General features: G+C 71.2%; 18 protein-coding genes. 13 read left to right on the top strand and 5 right to left on the bottom strand.

Going from position 1 to position 22,189, the window contains the following annotated elements; all coding sequences use genetic code 11:
* Positions 1-111: 111 nt before the first annotated feature.
* Complete coding sequence (locus ACWGI8_RS01760; RefSeq protein ID WP_453657663.1) at positions 112-1,395, bottom strand: ATP-grasp domain-containing protein; 1,284 nt, start codon at positions 1,393-1,395, stop codon at positions 112-114.
* A gap of 262 nt (positions 1,396-1,657) precedes the next feature.
* On the opposite strand from ACWGI8_RS01760, the gene ACWGI8_RS01755 reads away from it, so the two are divergent.
* Genes ACWGI8_RS01755 through ACWGI8_RS01735 form a run of 5 tightly spaced genes read left to right on the top strand, consistent with a single transcriptional unit; the run spans position 1,658 to position 7,215 of the window.
* The gene (locus tag ACWGI8_RS01755; protein WP_453657661.1) at positions 1,658-2,938 is read left to right on the top strand and encodes a condensation domain-containing protein; all 1,281 of its coding nucleotides are present in this window, start codon (positions 1,658-1,660) and stop codon (positions 2,936-2,938) included.
* Between the two features lie 33 nt (positions 2,939-2,971).
* Positions 2,972-3,760 (top strand): IspD/TarI family cytidylyltransferase, encoded by a 789-nt coding sequence (locus ACWGI8_RS01750; RefSeq protein WP_453657659.1) that lies wholly within the window; start codon positions 2,972-2,974, stop codon positions 3,758-3,760.
* Entirely contained in the window at positions 3,757-4,479 is a 723-nt protein-coding gene (locus ACWGI8_RS01745) for an SDR family oxidoreductase (RefSeq protein ID WP_453657657.1), read from the top strand. The genes ACWGI8_RS01750 and ACWGI8_RS01745 overlap by 4 nt, the downstream gene beginning before the upstream one ends.
* Positions 4,480-4,501: 22 nt before the next feature.
* On the top strand, positions 4,502-6,277 hold the full coding sequence (locus ACWGI8_RS01740) for a non-ribosomal peptide synthetase (protein WP_453657655.1): 1,776 nt from the start codon (positions 4,502-4,504) through the stop codon (positions 6,275-6,277).
* A gap of 14 nt (positions 6,278-6,291) precedes the next feature.
* Entirely contained in the window at positions 6,292-7,215 is a 924-nt protein-coding gene (locus ACWGI8_RS01735) for a 4-(cytidine 5'-diphospho)-2-C-methyl-D-erythritol kinase (protein WP_453657653.1), read from the top strand.
* A gap of 221 nt (positions 7,216-7,436) precedes the next feature.
* Here ACWGI8_RS01735 and ACWGI8_RS01730 read toward each other — a convergent pair whose 3' ends face one another.
* Positions 7,437-8,498 (bottom strand): methyltransferase, encoded by a 1,062-nt coding sequence (locus ACWGI8_RS01730; RefSeq protein WP_453657651.1) that lies wholly within the window; start codon positions 8,496-8,498, stop codon positions 7,437-7,439.
* A gap of 198 nt (positions 8,499-8,696) precedes the next feature.
* Here ACWGI8_RS01730 and ACWGI8_RS01725 point away from each other — a divergent pair, with 198 nt between their 5' ends.
* From ACWGI8_RS01725 to ACWGI8_RS01715, 3 genes are all read left to right on the top strand, one after another.
* The gene (locus ACWGI8_RS01725) at positions 8,697-9,320 is read left to right on the top strand and encodes an EXLDI protein (protein ID WP_453657649.1); all 624 of its coding nucleotides are present in this window, start codon (positions 8,697-8,699) and stop codon (positions 9,318-9,320) included.
* 57 nt (positions 9,321-9,377) lie between these two features.
* The gene (locus tag ACWGI8_RS01720) at positions 9,378-10,367 is read left to right on the top strand and encodes an ATP-binding cassette domain-containing protein (protein ID WP_453657647.1); all 990 of its coding nucleotides are present in this window, start codon (positions 9,378-9,380) and stop codon (positions 10,365-10,367) included.
* 68 nt (positions 10,368-10,435) lie between these two features.
* Entirely contained in the window at positions 10,436-11,182 is a 747-nt protein-coding gene (locus ACWGI8_RS01715) for an ABC transporter permease (protein WP_453657645.1), read from the top strand.
* An 11-nt stretch (positions 11,183-11,193) separates the two neighbouring features.
* Here the strand turns inward: ACWGI8_RS01715 and ACWGI8_RS01710 are convergent, their stop codons facing one another.
* Genes ACWGI8_RS01710 through ACWGI8_RS01700 form a run of 3 tightly spaced genes read right to left on the bottom strand, consistent with a single transcriptional unit; the run spans position 11,194 to position 13,666 of the window.
* Positions 11,194-12,417, bottom strand: coding sequence for an iron-containing alcohol dehydrogenase (locus ACWGI8_RS01710; RefSeq protein ID WP_453657643.1), 1,224 nt, complete (start codon positions 12,415-12,417; stop codon positions 11,194-11,196).
* The gene (locus tag ACWGI8_RS01705) at positions 12,404-13,012 is read right to left on the bottom strand and encodes a helix-turn-helix domain-containing protein (RefSeq protein WP_453657641.1); all 609 of its coding nucleotides are present in this window, start codon (positions 13,010-13,012) and stop codon (positions 12,404-12,406) included. The genes ACWGI8_RS01710 and ACWGI8_RS01705 overlap by 14 nt, the downstream gene beginning before the upstream one ends.
* A gap of 51 nt (positions 13,013-13,063) precedes the next feature.
* Positions 13,064-13,666, bottom strand: coding sequence for a PadR family transcriptional regulator (locus ACWGI8_RS01700; protein WP_453657639.1), 603 nt, complete (start codon positions 13,664-13,666; stop codon positions 13,064-13,066).
* Positions 13,667-13,908: 242 nt separating this feature from the next.
* On the opposite strand from ACWGI8_RS01700, the gene ACWGI8_RS01695 reads away from it, so the two are divergent.
* From ACWGI8_RS01695 to ACWGI8_RS01675, 5 genes are all read left to right on the top strand, one after another.
* A complete protein-coding gene (locus tag ACWGI8_RS01695) occupies positions 13,909-14,106 on the top strand; it encodes a thiomuracin/GE37468 family thiazolyl RiPP peptide (RefSeq protein WP_151484589.1) in 198 nt (65 codons plus the stop codon).
* Positions 14,107-14,167: 61 nt separating this feature from the next.
* The gene (locus ACWGI8_RS01690) at positions 14,168-16,270 is read left to right on the top strand and encodes a hypothetical protein (RefSeq protein WP_453657637.1); all 2,103 of its coding nucleotides are present in this window, start codon (positions 14,168-14,170) and stop codon (positions 16,268-16,270) included.
* Entirely contained in the window at positions 16,267-18,120 is a 1,854-nt protein-coding gene (locus ACWGI8_RS01685; RefSeq protein WP_453657635.1) for a TOMM precursor leader peptide-binding protein, read from the top strand. Before ACWGI8_RS01690 ends, ACWGI8_RS01685 begins: the two co-directional genes overlap by 4 nt.
* A complete protein-coding gene (locus ACWGI8_RS01680) occupies positions 18,117-19,733 on the top strand; it encodes a nitroreductase family protein (protein ID WP_453657633.1) in 1,617 nt (538 codons plus the stop codon). The genes ACWGI8_RS01685 and ACWGI8_RS01680 overlap by 4 nt, the downstream gene beginning before the upstream one ends.
* 5 nt (positions 19,734-19,738) lie before the next feature.
* Positions 19,739-22,189: a lantibiotic dehydratase gene (locus ACWGI8_RS01675; RefSeq protein ID WP_453657667.1), complete on the top strand. Its 2,451-nt coding sequence runs from the start codon at positions 19,739-19,741 to the stop codon at positions 22,187-22,189.

Here is a 22,189-nt window from a genome sequence, read left to right as displayed (position 1 = left end):
TCGTCAGTCGCCAATGCTCCGCAGTGGCTCCTTCCTCCGCCTTGCAGCTGCACGCGCCAGACCCCGCTCGCTGATCCGGCCTGATCCGAACGACAGGCCCTGGGCGTGGCGTCAGCCGCGCGGGAAGGAATGTGAGCCGTGCGCGAACGGATCGAGAATCTCGTCCACTTCCGTCAGCCGGTGCGGCAATGGTGCGGCGACCGCGGAGTCATCGGGAACCGTTCGAATGCGTATGGTGCCGACGGCTTCCCGCGCCAGCCGCTCCGCTGTCGTGGCGTCCGCGGCGTGCACGACGACGTGACCGCATCGGTCCTCCGACCACTGCAGCGGGCGGACGACATCCCCGGGGGCGACTTTGATCCGGACGTCCCGGACCCCGGGAAGGCCCCTCGCCTCGGGCACACCCTCGACCGACACCACGCGACCCGGTTCGGCGATGAGGAAACGGATCGCCGCCGCCCCCGTCGGGGCGGGCAGCCGCAGGGTGCCGTCCTCCGGTGCGGTGGCCCGCAGTACGAGCTCGTCCATGTCGATGCCGTGGACGTGCTCCACGAGTTCACTGATGCGGTCGCCGCCGCGCCGGCTGTGCGATTCGACGACACGGGGGCCGTCGGTGGTCAGGATCAGCTCCGTATGGGCCAGCCCCTCCACGAGGCCGGCCGCGTCCAGTACGTCCCGGACGAATTCCGTGACCTGCCGCGCTTCCTCGTCGGACAGCAGCGCGGGGACCACGTGACCCACTTCGACGACTCCGCCTCCGGTGTCCTTGCCCGTAATGGCCAGCACCGTATGACTGCCGTGCCACGAGTACGTTTCCACGCTGATCTCCCGGCCGACCAGGAGCTCCTCGACCATGAACTCCGAGAGGCGCATCTCATCGGCCCACTGCCAGGCGTCCTCGACCTCGGCGGGCGAGAAGACCTTTCTGACACCGAGGCTGCCTGAGCCCATGGACGGCTTCATCACGGCGGGACCGTGGCGCTCGACGAACTGCTGCAGCTCCTCGCGTGAGGTACCGCTCCGGAAGGCGACCTCCCCGATGCCCTTGGCGTTCAGCAGCCGCCTGAGGGCCCGTTTGTCGTGCAGCGTACGCACCGCGTCCACGCCGTTTCCGGGAAGTCCGAGGTGCGTCGTGAGGTGACCGGCGATCACGAGAGCGGCTTCCGTCTGTGTCACCACGCGCGTGAACGGCCGGACTTCGTGCAGTGCTGCCGCCAGCGCCGTGACCTGAGGGAGGTCCTGGTAGTCCATCACGTGCATCTGCCGGCAGTACTCCAGCAGGCCCGGGTCGAAACCGCTGGCCTTCTGCACATTGACGACATCCAGTCCGCATTCGGCCGCCTTCCGCAGGAAGTCCAGCCTTCCGCCGAGAAGCAGCACACGTTCACCGGACATGGGAACCCCCGTTCCATGACGTTCACTTGAAAAGCGGCCAACCAGGGCAGAGCAGACAGCGAGCTCTTGATCAATTGGCTGGTAAGCCTGTTACATTAACCTACAGTTGGGGATCATGTGACGTACAACTCCTTTGATGCAAGGGGTCGTTGTGGTGTCCCCGAGCATCAAGTCAAGATGGTTCACGAGCCTTCAAGAGGTCCCCATGGCAATGGATTCTGCGCCTGGACGAGCGCCCTCCGACCGTGTGCGCCGGGTCCGCATGACTCACAACCAGATCGGGCGCCTGGCGGGAGCCGAAGGCTCGCCCCGCAAGGGAAAGCCCCCGGTCACGTTCGGCCTGCACTTCGACGGCGAGGTGCACCCCGAGCGGATCGAACGCGCTCTGACCGAGGTCGCCCGTCGGCACACCGCTCTGCGCACCTACTTCCCCGAATCCCTTCCGCCCGGCTGGGCCCACTGCGTGGAGGGCGAGCGGGTCGAGTGGCCCCTCGAGGTCGTCGACCTCACCGGCCTCCCGGAGTCGCAGCGGGCGGAGGCTCGCGAGCGTGTTCACGAGAAGCTGGACGAGCCCTTCGCGCCGGATCTGTTCCCCCTGTTCAGGGCGTACTTGATCCGTACCGGGGAGAAGCGCTCGCTCGTCGTCGCCGTGGACCACGTGATCTTCGACGGAGCCTCGGTTCAGGTGTTCCTGGACGACTTCGCGGATGCCTACCGGAGCGTCGGCCCCGAGGCCGTCGGTGCTCCCTCCGGCGCCGTCGGCTCGGACCTGGCGGCATTCTGCGCCTACGAACAGGAGTGGCTCGCCGGTTCCGCGGCCGACGCGGCCCTCGCCCACTGGAAGGACGTGTGGGACGGGTTCGGGCCTTTCCCCGCCACTCGCCTGCCCACGCGCACGGGAGTCCCCGGTACCGGCGCCGAGTGGAGTGCGGTCATTCCCGCGCAGCAGATCGCCGACCGCCGGCGCGGCTTTCCCGGTGGCCACATCTCCGTGCCTGCCCTGGCGGCCGCGGCGGTCGTCACGGCGCTTCGGGACGTCACGGGGCAGCACGAGGCGGGCCTGCTCCACCCGTCGAGCCGGCGGTACTTCGACGGCGGGGAGAAGATGATCGGCTATCTCAACAACCGCGTGCTGCTCCGCGTCGCCACTCCCGCACGGGACGGGTTCCTCGACATCGCGGACCGCACCCGTACGGCGATGCTGGAGTCGCTGGAGCACGACATGATGCCGTTCGAGATGCTCCTGAGGGAGCTGGCGCCGCATGTGACGGACCGTCGTCCCGAGCACCCGTATGTGCATCTGAACGTCGAGACGACACCGGTGGCCCACGACCTGCCGGGGCTGCGGGTCCACCATTTCTGGCCTCCGGAGGCCACGGCTTTCGGGGACCTTCCCTGGATCAGTGTGAATCTCGGGATCGCGGCCCGGCAGGTGGTTCTGCGGGCCGGATACTCCACCGCGCGGTTCGCGCCGGAGACGGTGGCGGACCTCATGGAGAAGGTACGGGGCTACCTGACAGGGGTCGATCACACCCAGGAATGACAACGCACAGGGACACTTCACCACGGGGGAACGATGAAGCTGCCACATCAACATCCGTACGCACTGGACACACCATGGTCCGCGGGCGTCGTCCTTCTCGGCGCCGGACAGGGGGAGCGCCTGGGACACGGCCCCAAAGCCCTTGTCGACCTGGGCGGCAAGCCCATCCTCCTGCACACCCTGGAGGCGATGGCCTCCAACGAAACCGTGACGACCATCGTCGTCACCGCGCCGGACGGCATGCGGGACACCTTCGAGCGCATCATCGCGTCGGCTGTGCCGGCCGTACCGGTGCGGGTCGTCCCGGGCGGCCCGACCCGGCAGGCCAGCGCCCACGCCGGTGTCACCGCACTTCCCGGACACGTGCAATGGGCGGCGGTGACCGATGTCGCGCGCCCGTTCACGCCGCACGGAACCGTCGACCAGCTTCTGGACGTCGTCCGCGGTGCCGCCGAGCGCTCCGCCGACGGCCCGCGCCCCTGCGGCGCCGTGCCCGTCCTGCCCCTCGTCGACAGCGTGCACCTGGCAGGGGAAGTGCCTTCACTCCTGGCCGGGGCCTTCGACCGCGGTCTTCTGCGGGCGGCCCAGACACCCCAGGTCTTCCACCGAGCCTGCCTCACGGCGGCCTATGCGGCGGCGATTGACGAAGGGGTCACCCACACCGATGAAGCGGGCCTGGTGGGCGGCACCGGCGCCACCGTCGTCACCGCACCGGGCAGCCCTGCCAACTTCAAGATCACCGTCGCGCACGATCTGATGATGGCGCGGGCGGTTCATGCGCATGCCGAATCGATCCTTCAAGGTCACGGGAGCATGGCATGAGGGATCTTCAGGGAAAGGTGGCCGTCGTGACCGGCGCCGCCTCGGGCATCGGAGCCGCTACCGCACGACGCCTCCACCAGCTCGGCGTCCATGTCGTCCTGGGAGCCCGCAGGGGCCACCGGCTCAAGGAGATCGCCGACGAACTCGGCAACGAGCGGGTCGCATGGGCCGAGGTGGACATCCGCGAACCGGAGCAGGTCGAGGACCTGTTCTCCACCGCGGTGGACGCCTTCGGCGGCGTGGACTGTCTCGTCGCGAACGCGGGCGTGGGTGCGTACGGCGGCATCCTCGACCTGCACGACACCGAGATCCGCGAACTCATCGACACCAACCTGACGGGCACCGTGTGGACCGTGCGCCATGCCGTTCCGCGGCTCGCGGCTCGCGGCGGCGGCGACATCGTGCTCGTCAGCTCGGTCGCAGGCCTGCGAGGACGGCAGGACGAAGCGGTGTACGCGGCCACCAAGCACGGGGTGGTCGGCCTCGCCGGATCGCTCGACCGGGAACTGCGCCCCCAGGGGATCCGGGTGACGGCCATGTGCCCGGGAGCCACCGACACGGAGTTCGCCATGGGCAGGGGGCGTACCCCCGACATGCCGCAGCTCAGCACGATGATGCGGGCCGACGACGTCGCCGACGCCATCACCTACACGCTCGGGCAGCCGACCTCGATGCGGACCCTGCTCTGGAGCATGCGCAGCATCGCCTCCGAGAACTGATCAGGAACGGACCGGACCTGACATGAACGACCAGCCCCACAGCCCTGCCCCGCTGCGGCCGCTCCCCACCGCGGTCGCCGACATCGCACGCGAGCGGCCCAGCGCTCCCGCCCTCGTCCACACCGGACAGGTGCTGTCCTACCGGGACGTGGAGGAGCGGGTACGTACTCTGGCCGCGGCGCTGCACCGTGCCGGAGTGACCCACGGCGAGACGGTGGCAGCGCTTCTGCCCCGCAGCGCGGCCATGGCGACGACCGCCCTCGCCACGTGGCGCGCCGGTGGCATCCATCTCCCGTTGTCCCCCGCCGCACCGGCCGACCGTACCTCGCACATGCTGAGGACCGGCCGTGCCCGCGTTCTCGTCACGACTCCGGAACTCGGACCCCAGGGCTCGCTGTTCGGTCTGCCCACGGTGGAGACCGATCCGAGCGGACTTACCGTCGGCGCGGACCCGGACGCCGCCTTGTCCGCCCCGTCCGTGCCGTCCGGTCCCGGGCAGCCGGCGTACATCATCTTCACGTCCGGCACCACCGGACAGCCCAAGGGTGTCCTGGTCGAGCACGCCGCTCTGGCCCATGTCGCCAGGGCGCACGAGGACGCCGTGTACGGTCCCCTCGCCCCGTGGTCCGGTCGCGTCGCGTTGAACAATCCCGCCACCACCGACGCGTACTTCTCCGAACTGGCCCACCTCGCCCAAGGCCGCACCCTCCACGTCCTCGACTCCGCGACCCGGCGCGACCCGGACCTGTTGGCCGCCTTCCTGCGGGACCACGGCATCGAGGCCTTCGACGCAACGCCCACCCAAGTGCGCTCGCTCCTCCTGGCGGGCCACCGCGGGGCCCTCGAACGGCTCACCGTCCTGGTCCTCGGCGGAGAGCCGGTGGACGAGCCCCTGTGGGCGACGCTCCGGTCACTCCGTGACGTCGCCGTGCACAATCTCTACGGCCCCACCGAATGCACCGTCGACGTGGCGGGCGCCGCCCTGCACGAGAGTGACACCCCGGTCATCGGGCGCGGCTGGCCGGGCTGCGGCATCCACCTCCTGGACGCCGCGCGGAAGGCGGTGCCCGACGGGACCCCGGGCGAGATCTGGATCACCGGCCGACAGCTCGCACGCGGATATCTCGGGGCCACGCCGCAGGACGAGGAGCGCTTCACCGACATCGAGGTCCCCGGCACCCCGGGCACCGTGCGCGCGTACCGCACGGGGGACTTCGGACGCAGGAACCGGGCCGGCCTGCTCGAGTTCCTCGGGCGCGCCGATGACCAGATCAAGATCCGGGGCTACCGGGTCGAACTGGGCGAGGTCGAAGCCGCGCTCCGCAAGTGCGGCGGGGTTCTGGACGCGGCGGTGGCGCTGGATCGCACGGACGGTGGCGGCACCCTCAGAGCCTGGCTCGTCCTGGACCAGGAGACCACGCTCGACGCGGTCCGGCACCAGCTCTCCGGCCTTGTGCCGGAACACATGACCCCCGTGCTGGCCGGCGTCGACCGCATCCCGATGGCACCGACCGGCAAAGCCGACGTCCGGGCCCTGTCGGCGTCGGCCGCTGCTTCACCTGAGCCGGGTTCCGGTCCCGTACCACCCAGGGAGGACCTCTCCGGCATCTGGCGAGAGGTGCTCGGCGTGGACCAGGTCTCCCCCCTCGACGACTTCTTCGCCGTCGGCGGAAGTTCGTTGCAGGCCACACAGATGACCATGCGCGTGCGTCGCGCGACCGGCAAGCAGGTGCCCATCCGGCTCGTCTTCGACCATCCGGCCTTCGCGGCCTATGAAGCGGCCGTCCAAGCCCTGTGAGAGAGGCGTTACCCATGTCCACACGCTCAGTGACCGTGCGCGCCCCCGGCAAGGTCAATGTCCAACTCGCCGTCGGCGGGCGCCGGGCGGACGGGTTCCATGAACTCGCCAATGTCTACATGGCCGTCTCCGCCTACGACGACATCACGGTGTCGCCGTCCGACCGGCTGGGCGTCACCGTGTCGGGCCCCGGAGCGGAGCGAGTGCCCGCCGACGAGTCCAATCTCGCCGCGCAGGCGGCCGCGCTGCTCGCCAAGCACGCGAGCATCGAGCCGGACGTACACATCCACATCGCGAAGCGCCTTCCCGTGGCGGGAGGCATGGCCGGCGGCAGCGCGGACGCGGCCGCGGCCTTGGTCGCCTGCGACGCGCTGTGGCGACTGGACTCGGAAGGGGGCGTCCTGACGTCCCTGGCCGCCGAGTTGGGCAGCGATGTCCCGTTCAACCTCCTGGGCGGAGCCGCCCTCGGGACCGGACGCGGCGAGCTGCTGACACCGCTCGACTGCACGGGGACCTGCCATTGGGTCTTCGCCGTCGCCGACTTCGGCCTGTCGACCCCCCTCGTGTACGAGGCGTACGAGCGGCAGCGGCGAGAGTCGGGGCTGCCCTTCTCGGCCGCCGACATCCCCGCGCCCCGGCCCAGCCCGGCACTTCTGGACGCCCTGGCCAGGGGCGATGTTCCCGCCTTGGCGGACTCGCTCTCCAATGACCTGGAGACGGTCGCGACGGCCCTTCGGCCGGAACTGGCCCGGACCCTCCAGGTCGGCAAGGCGGCCGGAGCGCTCGCCGGCATGCTCTGCGGTACGGGGGCGACGACCGCCTTTCTCGCGCGGGACGAGCCGGCGGCGGATCGCATCGCCCGACAGCTGATGGCGTCGGGGACGTGCGCATCGGCTCTGGTCGCCCATGGCCCCGTCGTGGGACCGCTCCCGCTCTGACAGGGATCGGCTGCCCGGAATCGTCAGCAGGTCGATGCCGGCGCCGACGCCCGGCGATCCGGCCCCGGAACCAGGGTTCAGAGGGCGTTGACGAGGACGGGGCGGGCAGGGCCGCGCCGACGGCGACGCCGAGCAGGCCCCCGCCGACCCAGTAGGTCTCGCAGGCGATCTGCATCGCGAGGAGGCGGGGGTGCGCGACGCGAGACCGTCGAGTGACGGTGTCACCGGCGCGCGACGATCAGGTTCCACGGGAAGAGGCAGGGGGCGAAACCGGCGGTCACCTGGTCGACGGTGAACCCGGCCGTGGTGAGGAGGCGCTCGAACTCCCCCTGGGAGCGCAGCCGGCCGCCCCACAGCGTCCACGCGGAGAAGCTGCCGAGGGCCTCGTAGCCCGCGCCCGTCCCGCCGTTGCCCGGCGAGTCCTGGCGGAACCAGTCCACGATCAGGAGAGGGGTGTCCGGTGCCATGGCGTCGTGCAGACGGCCCAGGAGACGTGCGACCTCCTCGTCGGACCAGTCGACCACGATGCTCTTCAGCGTGTAGAGGTCGCCTCCGGACGGTACGGACTCCCGGAAACTGCCCCCGGCGAACTCGATCCGGTCCACCACGTCGGCCGGTGCGAACGCCGGCAGCGAGGTCTTCGCCATCTCGATCACATGGGGCATGTCGAACAGAACGCCCGTGGCCTTCGGCGCCGCCTCGAGAACGCGGCTGAGAAGGGTGCCCCTGCCGCCGCCGACATCCACGATGCGCCCGTAGCCCGAGAAGTCGTGAACCGTCACCAGCGCGTCCAGGCAGTCCCGGGTCGTCTCGGACATCACCTCCTCGAACGCGGTGCCTTCTTCGAGATGGTCGCCGAAGTACTCGTACAGATGCTGCCCCGCCACTTCGCCGCCCGACCGCCCGGTCCGTACGACATCGGCGATGTGCTCGTAGGCGCGATTCATACCGGGGCCCGCCGCATACAGGACGTGGGACGCCAGGGCCGAGCCGGAACGCAGCAGCGTGCCGCGGTCGGTCACCGCGTAGGCGCCGTCCGTCCCTGGTGTCACCAGGGACTGCGCCGTACACGCGTCCAGGAAGGAGGCCATGGCGCCTTGGTGTGCGCCCAGGGCCTCGGCGAGTTCGCCCGCGCTGCGCGGCCGGGCGGCGAGATGGTCGGCGATCCGTAACCTGACGAACGCTCGCATCAGCTGGGTCGTGAAAGAGGCGCTGTACAGAGTGCCGAGGATGTCGGCCGTTGCCGCTGCGGTGGCAGGTGTCGTGGACGTGCTCTGCGCCATGGATTCCCCCTGTTTGGTCTCTCACGGCCCGTTCTCCCCTTGGGCCCACGGATTTCGGCGCACGATACGGGCCGGTGCACTCCGGTCACAAGGGATGGAACCGGACGCGTCGACGGGGCCCGGGGTCCTTCGGTCTGGCGGGAGCGCGCGTCGACCGCTAGGGTATACGTATACGCATGCATATAGGGAGTGGTGGTCGTGCCGAACAGGACGATCTATGTGGCCGAAGGCGATGTGGCGCTGTTCCAGCGCGCTCAGGAGCTGGCCGGAGGGAATCTTTCCGGCGTCATCAGCCAGGCCCTGCGCAGTTTCGTCGAGCTCAAGGAAGCCCATCTCCAGGGCTACGAGGTGGTCGAGGTCCGCGTGGGGCGCGACGGGGTCCACCACCGCAAGCGATTCGTGGCACGGCTCGTCGCGCAGTGGCGCAAGCAGGCTTCGGACGGCCGCAGCGGCGAGTGGTTCGCCGTGTACCAGACACAGAGAGGCAGGTTCGCCGTGTACAGCAAGCGAGTTGACGAGAACGACACCCCGTCCGCGGAGTCCACCACGGAGTTCTGGACGGGTGCACCGGGTGCACCGGGTGCACCGGGTGCACCGGGCGCGGGCGGCGCGGAGGGGCAGGAGTCCCGGAACTCCATCGAATTCTGGGAGAACGTGTCCCATCTCGACTCCTGGTCCGACTGGGGGGTCCCGGACAGCGCCGAGCTGAGCCTCGACGTGTACGAGAACCTCGACGACCTCAAGGCGGCGGTCCCGCCGGAGCTGGCGCGTGTCGCGGAGGCCAACTCGCAGCAGCAGCCGGTCGAAGAGCTCGACATCTGAACCGCCGGGCGGCGGACGGCGCCGACCGGACCACGCGTCACAGGGGAAGGGGCGACAGTGATCGAAGCGGAGAAGCTCAGCCGGGGATTCCGCCGGCGCGGGAAGCAGGTGGAGGCGGTGCGCGACATCGACCTGCACGTGGGGAAAGGGGAGATCTTCGGTTTCCTGGGACCCAACGGGGCCGGGAAGACCACCACGGTCCGCATGCTCGCCACACTGCTGCCGCCCGACTCGGGCCGGGTCCGCGTCGCCGGTTGCGAACTGCCCAGGGAGACCAGGCGCGCACGGCGCCTCATCGGTTACGTCGGGCAGGCGGGCGGAGCCGACGACGGGATGCCGGTCCGCGACAACCTGCTCCTCCAGGCACGGCTCAACGGGCTCGGCAGGGCGGAAACACAGGAACGAGTGGAGCGCGTGCTCACCGCGCTCGGTCTGTCGGACCTCGCCGACCGGCTGCCCCGGACCCTCTCGGGCGGACAGCGCCGCAGAGTGGCGCTGGCACTCGGGCTGGTCCACCAGCCCCAGGTGCTGTTCCTCGACGAACCCACGCTCGGCCTGGACCCGGTGTCCCGCGCGGCTCTGTGGGAGGAGGTGCGCGCGCTGCGCGAGGCGCAGACCACGGTCTTCCTCACCACCCACTACCTGGAAGAGGCCGACGCGCTCTGCGACCGGGTGGCGATCATCCACGAGGGCCGCATCGTCGCATCGGGCAGCCCGGCCGGACTCAAGCGGGAGATCAGCGGCGACGCGGTGACCATCTCGGTCGGCGAGCAGGACGCGGAGCGGGTCAAGGCGGCCCTGGAGTCGCTCCCCTTCGCCCGCGAGGTACGAGCGGCGCCGGGCGCCGTGCGTGTGTACGTCGAGAACGGCGCGGACGCCATCCCCGCTCTGGTCCGCAGCCTCGACGAACACGCGGTGGCGGTCGAGTCCGTGGGGCTCGAATCGGCCAGCCTCGACGACGTCTTTCTCCGGTACACCGGATCGTCGCTGCGCACCGCGGGCCCGGCCGAGACGGCTCCGGCCGCCGGCTCTCCGTACGCCGCGTGACGGCCCCACACTTTCCGCCGTGTGAAGTCCCTTGCTCCGCACGAGCATTGACCCGAGAAAGGACGCATGTGTTACGCGACACCGGCCTCGTCTTCGTCTACCAGACCCGTCGTCTGCTGCGGGCGCCCGTCGTCATCGTGGTGGGAATCATGCAGCCCTTGCTGTGGCTGCTCCTCTTCGGACCGCTGCTGGACAGCCTGACCGGGCCCGGCCTCGGTTCGTCCGACGCGTTCGACCTCTTCGCACCCGGCCTGCTGGTCATGCTGGCCCTCTACGGCTCGCTGTACACGGGCTTCGAGCTGATTTCCGAGCTGCGGGCCGGAGTGGTCGAGCGGATGGTGGTGACACCCATGCGCCCCGCCGCGCTCATACTGGGCAAGGCGCTGCGTGATGTGCTCGCCCTCGGCGTGCAGGCGGGGATCCTTCTCCTGATCGCGTTCGCGATGGGGCTCGACGCGGACTTCGGCGGTCTGCTGCTGGCACTCGGGCTGTTCGTCATCGTCGTCGTGATGACGGCGTCGTTCTCCTACGCGGTCGCCCTCACCCTGCGCGACGAGAACATGATGTCGCAGTCGATGGGCTTCCTCAGCCTGCCGCTGCTGCTCCTTTCGGGCGTGGTGCTGCCGCTCGGTCTGGCGCCCGGCTGGCTCAGGGACGTCGCACAGGCCAACCCCTTCTACCACGTCGTCGAAGCCTCCCGGGCCGCGATGTCGGGAGACTTCTCCGACTCGTCCATTGCGATCGCGCTCGGTTTCTCGGTGGGGCTGACCCTGCTCGTGATGCGCTGGGCCGTCGGCTCGCTGCGCCGGGGCTGACGGCGAGCGGCTCAGGACCCGGGGTCCGACGCGGCCGTGTACGCCCCGGCCGCGTCCCGGGCCGTGATCCCGGTCAGGGCCCGGGGCCAGGAGAACACCGCGTCGCGCCCCAGCCCGACCGGGTCGACGCCGGCCGGGGCGACCGCGGCGATGCCCCATCGCCGCAACAGCCCGGCAGCGGCGGCACGGCTGCTCGACGGGTCCGTCCCGTACCCCGGGAACAGCCTGCGCACCACGCGCCGGGACCGGTCGCCGTCCGCCCAGGGCGACGGCCCGTGCGTGCTCACCGCGCGCTCCAAGTAGCTGGGGAACAGCCAGGCGAGCGCCGCGTTCTTGGCCGTGCCCGTGGCGGTGGCGGCCGTGTCCGCGAGGTACCAGAGCAGGAAGGCGAACGGCGAGCCGCCGACCCGGGCCCAGACCTGGTGCGAAGCGGCGCTCACCGACGCGAGCCGCTGTCGTACGGCGGCCGGTGACTCCTCGTGCGGCCCTGGGCGGTCCACCACGAGCAGGGCGTCCGCATCGTGCAGCACTGTGGCGGCGCAATCCAGGAGCCACTCGGCCGCCGCGGCACTCATCCGGTGCGGGCCCAACAGCGGTCCGACGAGCCGCAGGAGGAGTTCCAGCGCGCCGGCGGCGAGCAGCGGCGGCGGCAGTGTGCCGGTGAGATGTGGATCAAGCACCACACCGGTGGGGCGCAGAGCGGGTGAGCAGACGAGCCGCGAGCGCTTCTGGCCGAGGGGCAGACGTGCCACCGCGCTCGTCTCGGACCCGGTGCCCAGCGTGGTCGGGAAGGCGGTCAGCGCGGGCGCCGCCCGGCTCGCCCGGGTGAGCAACGCGAGACCGGAGCGCGGTCCCGCGGCGAAGCGCGGTTCGCCGCCCGCCGCGAGGGCCACGGCCAGCTTCGCCGTGTCCATGGCGGAGCCGCCGCCGAGCACGGCGACGTCACGGGGTCGCCGCTCGAGGATCTCCCGCGCCGCACGGACGGGGGCATCGGGGGGCGCGTCGACGGGAACCGGCCATAGCGCCGAGTGCCCGTTGTCCACGCACTCCCGCACCAGTTGGCCGGCCGGGCCCGCGTCCGGGTCGAAGAGCACCAGGGCGCCGCGGTCGCAGAGCAGGGCGAGTTCGTCCGCCGCCTGCCCCACCCCGGTCCGCAGACGACGTGGGCCGGCCGCCTGCCACAGCAGTGCGGGCTCGGACAGCGCCGCGGCCGTCGACGGATCAGCGCCGTGCATAACGCTGTTGCGCGGGGAGGCTGATTTCGGCGAACAGTTCGGATCGGTGTCTGACCGAGAGCTTGCGGAGTACGGCGGCCACGTGATTCTTGACGGTGTTGCTGCTGATGGAGAGGAGGCATGCTATTTGCTTGTTGGTACATCGCTCCGCGAGCAGCCAGAGCACCTCCTGTTCGCGAGGTGTCAGTAACGATAATTCCTCGGCCGAGGGGAGCGACGGTCCTTCGAGCGGTCCTATCAGCCATTCCCGGGAGCCGGACAGCGTCGACTGCACCGCCGTGGCCAGGCGGTCCGGGTATTCGTTGGCATGAACGAAGCTGTCGATGCCGGAGAGTTGGGAGAGAAGGACGTCGCGTGGGGTGACGCCTTGGCAGAAGGCCAGCACGGAAGGCGGCCGGCTGTGCCCCTTCAGCTCCCGGCAGAGCGCCAGCCCCGCGTTCAGCGTGGGCTGCGTGGGATCGAGGATGACGAGCTCCACCTGACCCTGCCGGATCAGTGAGTGGACGTCACTCGGGTCGTCGACGTCGGTGAGATGCGCGGATGCGAGGAAGCTGGGGGCCTCGAGCAGTGCCGTGGCGATGCCGAGCTTGATCACCGGGGCCAGTCTGTACAGAACGATATGCAACTTTTCCCCCTGTCAGTGTGTCTAAAAGTTGCGCCGATCCGTCGTGTCACGTCGTATGTCGCTGTATTCCCGGTGCAGTTCAGGAAGCATGTCCGTCAGGTCGGTCAGCCACGCGACTTCGCACTGAAGCCGGTGAATCATATGGCGGACTATGGCCACGGCTGCCCGTGGAATATTCGGATCTGCACTCAGTTCGATTTCGGTGTCCTGGAACCCCGTCAGTTCACGCCGCAGCGTCGACATCCGCTGCTCGATACTTTCGGCCAGCTCCGTGAATCGCGTTTCGGGCAGCACCGTGAGCGCGACGTCGAAGGGATCCGAGCCTCCTGTCGGTATCCACCGCAGCGCATTCGAGAGAAGGTCGTCGAAAACGCCCTTCCCCTGCTCGGTGATCCCGTACACCGTCCGCTCGGGGAACCGCCCGGGGCGCTCGACGCGCAGAGGCTCGATCAAGCCCTCCTCGTCCAGCCGGGAGAGCACACCGTAGATGGCGCTGGCGCGAATCGTGCTCCACAACTCGGCGCTGGAGCGCTCCGCCAGCCGGAAGATCTGGTGACCGTGCATGGGCCCCCATTCGGCGAGCGTCCCCAGCACGAAGAGTCGACTGGTGTTCACGACGGCCACTGGCGGACCTCCGGAGCATCGGAGTTCTACTCGGACGAAGCTACCCACACGAGAGTACTTCCGTCAGAACGGTTACGCCGATGCGACGGTGCAAACGCGCTGTCTCCTGGTCCACTTCGGACTATCTCCGACTAGGCAGAGATCGGAGCATTTGACCCTTCACGTGTGATGCCGGCACGCGGACGGGTCGGCAAGAGTCGAGTCGTCCTGATCCCGACAATCTGGTGGAAGGGAGGCACGACATGGAGAAGCAGATCGCAGGTGCGGTCGTGAGTGCGGTCGACAGCCCGTCTCTGGACCTCGGCGACCTCGATGTGGAGAGCCTTGAGTTCTCGACGGACTCCGAGGGCGGCCTGGAGTCGCTGCGCATGGGCCACGGTCTGACCGAGGTCGGAGCGTCATGCTGCTGCTCGACCTCGGTGTGCAGCTGCTCGACCTGATCGTGTTGCTCGGCCGGTCCGCCGTCAGCGGGCCGGCCGTTCCCGACCTGAAGAGGGATGTATGCAGAGTCCGACGATCCCGGAACCCTCCGCCCGTCCGCTTCCGGCGGACACCTCGCGGCCCAGGCTCCGCAGCGACGCCCTGTGGGTCCCCCACGACGACGGTGCCTTCCTGCTGTGCAACGCCTCGTCGTTGACCATCCGGGGCAAGTCCTCGTACGAGCTGGTGAGTCGGATCGCGCCCCACCTGGACGGAACCAAGGAGGTGGGCCGACTGCTGTCCGGTCTGTCTCCGGCAGTGGCCGAGCAGGTGCGCCTTCTGCTGCGGCGCCTCACGGAAGCCGGCTTCGTCCGCGACGCGGCCACCGACCGCCCCCATGGGCTGACCGACCGGGAGTTGGCGGACTACGCGGGTGAGCTGGCCTTCATCGAGTACTTCTGCGACTCGCCGGCGACGCGGTACGAGGCGTTCCGGGACACCCCCGTGCTGTGTGTGGGGGCGGGGCTGGTCTTCGACGGTCTGGTTCGCGCCATGGTCCAGCTCGGCAACCGCCGCACGACGGCGGCGCTGACGGGCCCGGCACCGGAGCGTCCCGGGTACGCGTCCGCCGTGGAGACGGCACGGGAGCGAGATCCGCTGCTGTCCGTGAAAGCAATGGTGCTGCCTTCCGGAAACGGCTCGGCCGAGGGCGAGTCGGCCGACCTGATCAGGTCCCAGGAGATCGTGCTGCACTTCGCCGACGACTTCGACCCGGGCCTGGCACGCAGCCTCGACGCGTGGTGCGCACAGGCGGGTACGACTGTTCTCCACGGTGTGGTGGCCGGGGACGATGTGTGGCTCGGCCCGGCGTGCGAGCCAGGTGCCGGTGTGCGCGCTCCCGACCTGTGGGCCGAGGCCGGGCTCGACGGACCCAGCGGGCGCAGCGTGTTCCTGGCCGAGCCCACGGCCCGGATCGTCGCGGCGCAGCTGGCCTTCGCGGCGTTCAAGGCACTCACGGGCGTGCCGGCCGACGACTTCCGGGAGCGCGCGGTACGCGTGGATCTGGCCACCCTGGTCACCCAGGAGGTGAACCTCGCCTCCCTCGGCCGTCTCACCGCCGACGGCCGTGACGCCGCCGAACCGGCGGCACTCGAGGAGCCGGGGAAGCCGGGGGAGCCGGGGGAGCCGGGGGAGCCGGGGGAGTGGTGCGCGACGCTGCCGCCGACGGAGTCCGAACGTGCCGGACTCTCCCAGGTGTTCAGCCGGCTCGTGGATGGCACGGTCGGACTGATCAGGAACGTGGACGAGGGAGCGCTCGCACAGATACCTCTGCACCGATGCCGGGCCGAAGTGGCTCTGCCCGCCGCTCCCGGCCGGTCCGTCGAGGCGGTCGGCGACGGTCTGGACCTCGCCGCCGCGCGGGTCGGGGCGGTCCTGGCCGCGGCGGAGTCCGCCGGCCTCCACGGGACGCTCGGCGCGCCGGGACGTACGGCCGCCGAGCCCGTGGAAGCCGTGGACCTCTCCACCGGCGAACCCGTGACGGTCCCGTACCACCTCCTGCACGACGACACCGCCCGGATGTCGACCGCCTCGGCGGCCGCATGGAGTGCTGCGGCGGCCACAGCGCTCGGCCGCGCAGCCGGACGGCTGCTGCGCGACGGCCCGTACGGCGAGGGGACGCCGTGCACCCCGGCCGGCCCGGACGTGCCACGACTTCTGCACATCCTCGAAGCCGCCGGACACCGGCCCACCCTGCGCACGCTCTGCGACGCCGACGGCTACGCGATCGTCCGGGCCGACTGCGGTTCCGGGCTCGTCGGTGTCGGAGCCGCGCCGTCAGCGCCCGCCGCCGGCGGCGACGCGCTGTACGACGCCGTCCGCGGGCTGCACGAACGGGTCAACGGTGTGCCGGCAGGGTCCGCCGACGTCGGTGGCGAGCCCGCCGCCGGCGGCGACGAGTCCGCCGTGACCGGCCACCGGCCCGGGGGTACACCGCACGCCGGTGCGGCCGGATCCACCACTGCTCTGGCCCGCGCCGCCCAGTGGCTGGCGGCAGCCGCGCTGCCGCCGGCGACCCGGCTCCTCGCCGTACCGCTGGAGACCCATCCCGTGCTGCGCACGGCCGGCCGTACGCACTGCGTCGCCGTGCTCGCGGTCCCGGCCGGCGGACGGGAGGCGTCGTGACGGCAACCGAACCGGTGACCAAGCCCGTGGTGCGTGTCCTTCCCGGGCCGCCGGCGGAGGAGGAACTCCGCCGGATCGAGGAGGAGACGGCCGGCGGCCGTACCGTGGTGACGGCGTGGTGGGAACCGGGCCGGATCGTGGTGGGCCCCGTCGTACGCCCCGGAGTCCCGGGATGCGTGCGCTGTCTGGTCACGCGGTGTGCGGCTTGCCGCCCCGAGGCGTTCCCCCGGATACGGCAGCGGGTCCAGGAAGGCTCGGTCGGCTTCACGGACCGCCATGCGCTGCTGACGTCCGTGGTCGACGACTTGGTGCGGCAGTGCCTGGCCCGTGTGCAGGACAGTGGTCCGCACCGCGACTTTCTGACGCTCCGGCTCAAGGACCTCGCGGTGGTACCGGGACGGTTCCTGCCCGACCCGCTGTGCCCGGTCTGCTCCGACCTGCCGGACGACGAGGCTCTGTCCGGCACGGAGTTCGACACTCCGGCACCCAAGGCCACGGCCGACCGCTACCGCGGCGCGGATCTGCTGTCGGACGCGGAGAGGCTGCGCGGACTCTATGTGAACGAGGACGCCGGTCTGATCCGCAGGCTGCGCCGCAGCGCGCACGGGTTGTTCCCGACGGCCACCGCCCCGGCAGGGCTGAGGGTGACCATCGCACAGGAGATCGGCTTCGGGCGGCAGACCAGCTTCCTGGCCGCCGAGACGACCGCCCTGGCCGAGGGGCTGGAGCGGGTGGGAGGCGCCCAGCCCGGAGGACGCCGGACGGTGACGTACGCCGACCTGGCGAGCCTGGGCGCGGACGCCGTCGACCCCAGGCGGTTCGGGCTGCACGACCCGGAGCAGTACCAGACCCCCGGCTACCCCTTCCAGGAGTTCACCGACGATCTCGAACTGCCCTGGGTCTGGGGCCGGTCCCTGGGGCAGGACCGTCCCGTACTGGTGCCGGAGTGCTTCGCGTACTACGAGCCCCTGTACCGGCCCACGGGCAACCCGGCACTCGCCTACGAGATCTCCAACGGGTGTGCGCTGGGGTCGAGTCCGACGGAGGCGGCACTGCACGGAGTCTTCGAGATCGCCGAACGGGACGCCTTCCTGCTGACGTGGTACTGCCGGCTCAACCCCGTCGAAGTGCTCCTCGATCCCCGCCGCGACACCGCTCTCGCGCTGATGGTGGAGCGCATCGAATGGCTCAGCGGCTACCGCGTACGGCTGTACGACATCACGAACGACCTCGGGATCCCGGCAGTCTGGGTGCTGGCGGTGGACGAGGCGGAGCGGGAAGGGCAGCCCCGGGTACTGTGCGCGGGCGGCGCTCATCTGGACCTGCGGCAGGCGTTCCGCTCGGCGCTGCTCGAACTCGCGCCGTTCACCGCGGAGTTCCCGCCCGCCTACCGGGCGCAGCGGCACCGCGTCGGCGAAATGCTCCAGGACCCCGGGGCGGTCAGGCACATGGAGGACCACCGGCTCCTCTACTGCGCCCCCGAGGCCTTCGACCGTTTCGACTTCCTGCTGCGTCCGCGGGCCCGGATCTCCATGGCCGAGGCCATGGAGAGGCATCTGCCTCCGGACCGCCACATGGACCTGCGCCAGGACCTCGCCGACGTGGTGGACCGTATCGGCAAGGCCGGCCTCGACGTGCTGGTGGTCGACCAGACCACGCCCGAGCACAGGCTCGGCGGGTTCCGCTGCCTCAAGGTCCTCGTACCCGGCGCTGTTCCGATGACCTTCGGACACTGGGCGCGCAGGCTCAACGGTCTGGACCGCCTCCGGCACGCCCCCGTCCTGCTGGGCCAGGCCACCGCACCGCTGACCCGGACCCGCCTCAACCCGCACCCGCATCCGTTCCCGTGAGTACCCCGCCGTCCGCCACCGCCCATCCGGCCGACGCGGCCGCCCGGTACGCGGAGCTGACCTTCGACCGCATGCCGTCGGCGGTCCCGAGCGGGCTTCCCGTCGATCCGCCGCCGTGGACCCGGGCCTCCCACGGGTCCGCGTGGATACGGCCGTTGCCGCGTCCGGCGTCCGACCCGGTGGTGGACTGGTCCGCGGCGGGGCCGTACCGGGCGGGGGCAAGGCCGTCCGGCGCGCGGCCCGGACCGCGACCACCCGAGACCGGCATGCCGCTCGACCGGCATGCGCTCGCCGGGCTCCTCTCGCTCGGCGCCGGCGTCTCGTCCGTGGAGTTCGGGCCGCAGTCGGCCTGGCGCCACCACCGGATCGCGCCGTCCGCCCGCTGCGTCTTCCCGTGCTCGGTCCGGATCATCGGCTGGGACCGGGAGGACCAGGAGCCGGACATCGCCCGCTACCACCCCGAGCACCACCACCTGCGCAGCCCGGTACCGTTCCGGCACGCCCGGTGGACCCGGATCGAGTGCGCCGTGACCGCGGAGACGGGTGCGACCGGGGCGCACTACGGCGACTACGCGTACCGGCTCGTCTGCCAGGAAACGGGTCTGCTGCTGGGTGCCCTGCTCCTCGCCGCCCGCGCGCTGGGCCTGCGGGTGGAGGCCGACCGCACCCGTACGCCGCACGAGCTGGACCGGCTGCTGGGCCTGGACGGACAGCACGAGTGCGCCACGGCCGCGATCCGGGTGTCCGGACCCCGGACCGCAGTGGTGTTTCCGGCGGCGGACGTCCGCGCCGCCGCCGTCCACCGCAGCTGCCCGCCACTGGCGGATCTGGGCACGCTGTCGGCGGCCGCCCACGAGGCATTCGCCGGCACCCGGCCGGTCGCGCACTCCGTGACCGGCACCCGGCCGGCCCCCCGTCCCGCGGACGCCGCGACGGACGCTGCGACGGACGGCGCGACGGTCGGAGCGACGGTCCAACCGAGTGGGTTCCAGGACCACATGCCGGTACGCGCGCCCTGGCGGCGACTGCGTGCCGCGCGCGATTCCGGCGACCCCGGCTTCATCCCCTCGCCGCAGCCCCTCGGCCGCGGCACGCTGGACCGGCTGCGCTCGGCAGCCCTCGGCACCGCGTTCCCGGACCTCTGGCACGGCGGGCCCGCACTGTCGCTGGTCACCGCCGCGCTGAAGGTGACGGGGGAGGAGCACGGTCTCTTCCGGTACGACGCCCCGGACCCGGCCGGTCCGCGATCCGTACGGCGCCTGCTCGCGGGCGCCGAGACCGTGCCGTTCCTGCGGCGCTGCCAGATGGTCGCGTCGACCAACGGGCACCTCGCCCCCGCGACCGTGTTCGTCGCGGTGGACCTTGCGCAGTGGCTCCGCCACCACGGCGCACGCGCCTATGTCGAGCTGCATCTGCGTACGGGGGAAGCCGCGCAACGGCTGCTGATGGCGGCGAGCGCGGAAGGACTGGTCGCCAGGATCCACAACGGCTTCCTGACCGGTCCCCTGCGCGAACTGTGCGGCGCCGGGCCCTGGATCGCCCCCTTCGCCGTTCTGCTGAGCCGTCGCCGCCCCTCGGCACGGTACCGGTTCGCTCTGGACGGAGGCCTGTGAGCGAGATGAGAAGCGCGCCCTTCGTGGTCCGCGTGCCCGCATTCCCGCCGGACGCCGTGGTCGCTCTGCGCTCGCCGCGCTCGACGGCGGCACTGGAGCGCTGCCGGACCGCACGCGAAACGGCGCGTCTTCAGGCGGAACGCTGTTCCGACGTGCTGCACGGCGTGGTCGGAGCGCTGCCACCCGGCCGTGACCGCGGCGCCGTCCTCGAACTGCGCCGCTCGATCCACGCCGGGCGCGCACCACGAGCCCGCCGGCTGGCGGCCAAGCTCGTGTCCCTGCTGCCTCCCGAGGCGGAGGAGGCCGTGCGCCGCTGGAGCCGGTTGCAGGAAGCGGCCGAGCACACGACGGACCGGGCCGAACGCGTCTGGAGCGCGGAGCTGGACCGTACCGGTGCCGCCGCGGTCCGTGCGGCGAGCCTCCCGCCCGTCGTCCGGGAACTGACCCGGTCGGCCTCACCACTGGCCACCGCGCTCCAGCAGGCCGTGGCCGCCCTCGACCGCGGAGCCCGCCCCGACCTGGACACCGCGCTCAGTGCCTATGCGTTCGCGACCCGGGCCTCGCTCAAGACCACTCCGCGCGGCACGTTGAGCGCGTGGGCCCGCGGCGTCTTCCACCCCGGCCCCGACCGGTGGGAGGGAGACGTACGCAAGCGTGCCCACCACACCGAGCTCAACGCCTTCATCGCCCTGACCCTGCTGAGTCAACTGGCTCCCGGCACACGGCTGGTGGTCAACCCCAGTGCGGCATCCGCGAACGGTGCCCTCTACGTCATCGCCCCGGCCTGCGACGCGGTCCGCCGTATCCGCCTCGACGATGCGCTCCGGGGTCTGCTCGCCCACTGGCCGGACGGAGGCAGGACCCGGGATGCCGCCGTTCGGATCCTCGCGGACGCCACCGCACGGGACCCGGCGGAGACGGGCCGGACCCTCGCGCGCCTCACCGGTGCGGGACTGCTGGTGCCCGCCGACGAGACCTCCGTCCAGGACCCGGACCCGCTGCGCACGGCGGCGCGACGCACCGGCACGACGGCGGAGGCCGCCACGATCCTGCTCGACGTGGCGGACGCCGCCGAGGCCTGTGCGCACCCGGACTCCGCGGCGGAGGTCCTCCCGCAACTGGCGGACACCCTGCGCTCGTTGAGCAGTCGGCTCTCCTGGCCGCCGGCGGCTCTGGAGCAAGGTGCGCCGGTCTTCGCCGACACCGTGCTGCGCGACGGGCGGCTCGCACTGAACGAGGAGGACTGGCTGCCCCTGGAATCCTCTCTGCACTCCGTCGCGACCTGGATCGGCCATGGCGACCCCTGGGCCACGGCGCGCGCCCGCGTGGAAGACCATCTCGTCGCCGTCTTCGGCGCGCATCGCCCCGTTCCACTGCCCGTCGCGCTGCACGAGCTGGTCCGTGCCCGCGGCGTCGACGAGCTGTGGAGCGGGGACTTCCGGCTGCCGCCCGCAACGGATCCGGGTCTGCGGTCACTGCGGCGGCTGCTGTCGGAGTCACCGGTCGACGACGACGTGATCCGGATCGACTCCCTGCCACTCGCTCCGCCCCACCCGGAGAGCCTCACGACCCGACTCGGCTTCTACGGTCATCCGGTGCGGCTGGGCGGTCGTCCGATGTTCGTCGTCAATTCGGTGGAGGACGGCTCCGGGCGGGCGGGCGCCCACCTCCAGCGCATCCTCGCCCGCCTCGGCGCGGCAGAGGAGGAGCGCGCCGCCTGGCCCGGCGGCCCGCCGGCCCCGCTGCCCGGCCTGCTCGACGTGGAGCTGGCCGCGGTCGCCGACAGCAACGTCAACCTCCGCGCCATGGGCGCACTCCCCCAGCTGATGATCTGTCAGGGAACGTCCTCCCGCGGGGACCGGCTGGACGCGCGGGACTGCTGCGTCGTGGCCGGAGACGGCCGCCTGCAACTCACCCACCGGGGCCGGAAGCTGCGCGTCGTCCCCCGTGGACGCATGGCCGACTTCCACCATCCGCCGGTGCTGCGGCTGCTGTTGCGCATGTTCGGGCCACCGCCCGAGCACCGCGTGCAGCCCGTCGTCGCCCCCGCAGGACGGCTGACCGAGGCGGGCTGCCGCATCGTGCCGAGAGTGGAGCTCGGTGATGTGGTGCTGATGCGCCGTACCGTCATCGCCGAGTCGGACCAGGTGCCGCGGCGCGCCGCCGGGGAGAGCCTGCTGGGACATGCGGTACGGGTCGACGCGTGGCGGCGCGCCTCGGCCATACCCCAGTGGTCGTTCGTGCGCGCCGCCAACGGCTCCGCGGCGGACAAGCACCGCAAGCCGATGCCCCTCGACCTCGCCTCGCCCCTCGGGATCCTCCAGCTCGAACGGATGACGCGCCGCACGGCACGGCGGCTCCTCTTCCAGGAGGTTCTGCCGGACACCTCGCATCTCCCTCCTGACGCACACGGCACCGGATGGCCCGCCGAAGTCGTCTGGGAGGTGGATGCCTGA

It is taken from the genome of Streptomyces sp. NPDC054841 (assembly GCF_053611045.1).
Note: the sequence above shows the minus strand (reverse complement) of the source record. Positions and strands in the feature narration are given on the sequence as shown.

Excerpts from the sequence above, each read along its gene's own strand:
- ACWGI8_RS01760 (WP_453657663.1), bottom strand. The coding sequence starts at position 1,395 with ATGTCCGGTGAACGTGTGCTGCTTCTCGGCGGAAGGCTGGACTTCCTG.
- ACWGI8_RS01755 (WP_453657661.1), top strand. The coding sequence starts at position 1,658 with ATGACTCACAACCAGATCGGGCGCCTGGCGGGAGCCGAAGGCTCGCCC.
- ACWGI8_RS01750 (WP_453657659.1), top strand. The coding sequence starts at position 2,972 with ATGAAGCTGCCACATCAACATCCGTACGCACTGGACACACCATGGTCC.
- ACWGI8_RS01745 (WP_453657657.1), top strand. The coding sequence starts at position 3,757 with ATGAGGGATCTTCAGGGAAAGGTGGCCGTCGTGACCGGCGCCGCCTCG.
- ACWGI8_RS01740 (WP_453657655.1), top strand. The coding sequence starts at position 4,502 with ATGAACGACCAGCCCCACAGCCCTGCCCCGCTGCGGCCGCTCCCCACC.
- ACWGI8_RS01735 (WP_453657653.1), top strand. The coding sequence starts at position 6,292 with ATGTCCACACGCTCAGTGACCGTGCGCGCCCCCGGCAAGGTCAATGTC.
- ACWGI8_RS01730 (WP_453657651.1), bottom strand. The coding sequence starts at position 8,498 with ATGGCGCAGAGCACGTCCACGACACCTGCCACCGCAGCGGCAACGGCC.
- ACWGI8_RS01710 (WP_453657643.1), bottom strand. The coding sequence starts at position 12,417 with ATGCACGGCGCTGATCCGTCGACGGCCGCGGCGCTGTCCGAGCCCGCA.
- ACWGI8_RS01695 (WP_151484589.1), top strand. The coding sequence starts at position 13,909 with ATGGAGAAGCAGATCGCAGGTGCGGTCGTGAGTGCGGTCGACAGCCCG.
- ACWGI8_RS01690 (WP_453657637.1), top strand. The coding sequence starts at position 14,168 with ATGCAGAGTCCGACGATCCCGGAACCCTCCGCCCGTCCGCTTCCGGCG.
- ACWGI8_RS01675 (WP_453657667.1), top strand. The coding sequence starts at position 19,739 with ATGAGAAGCGCGCCCTTCGTGGTCCGCGTGCCCGCATTCCCGCCGGAC.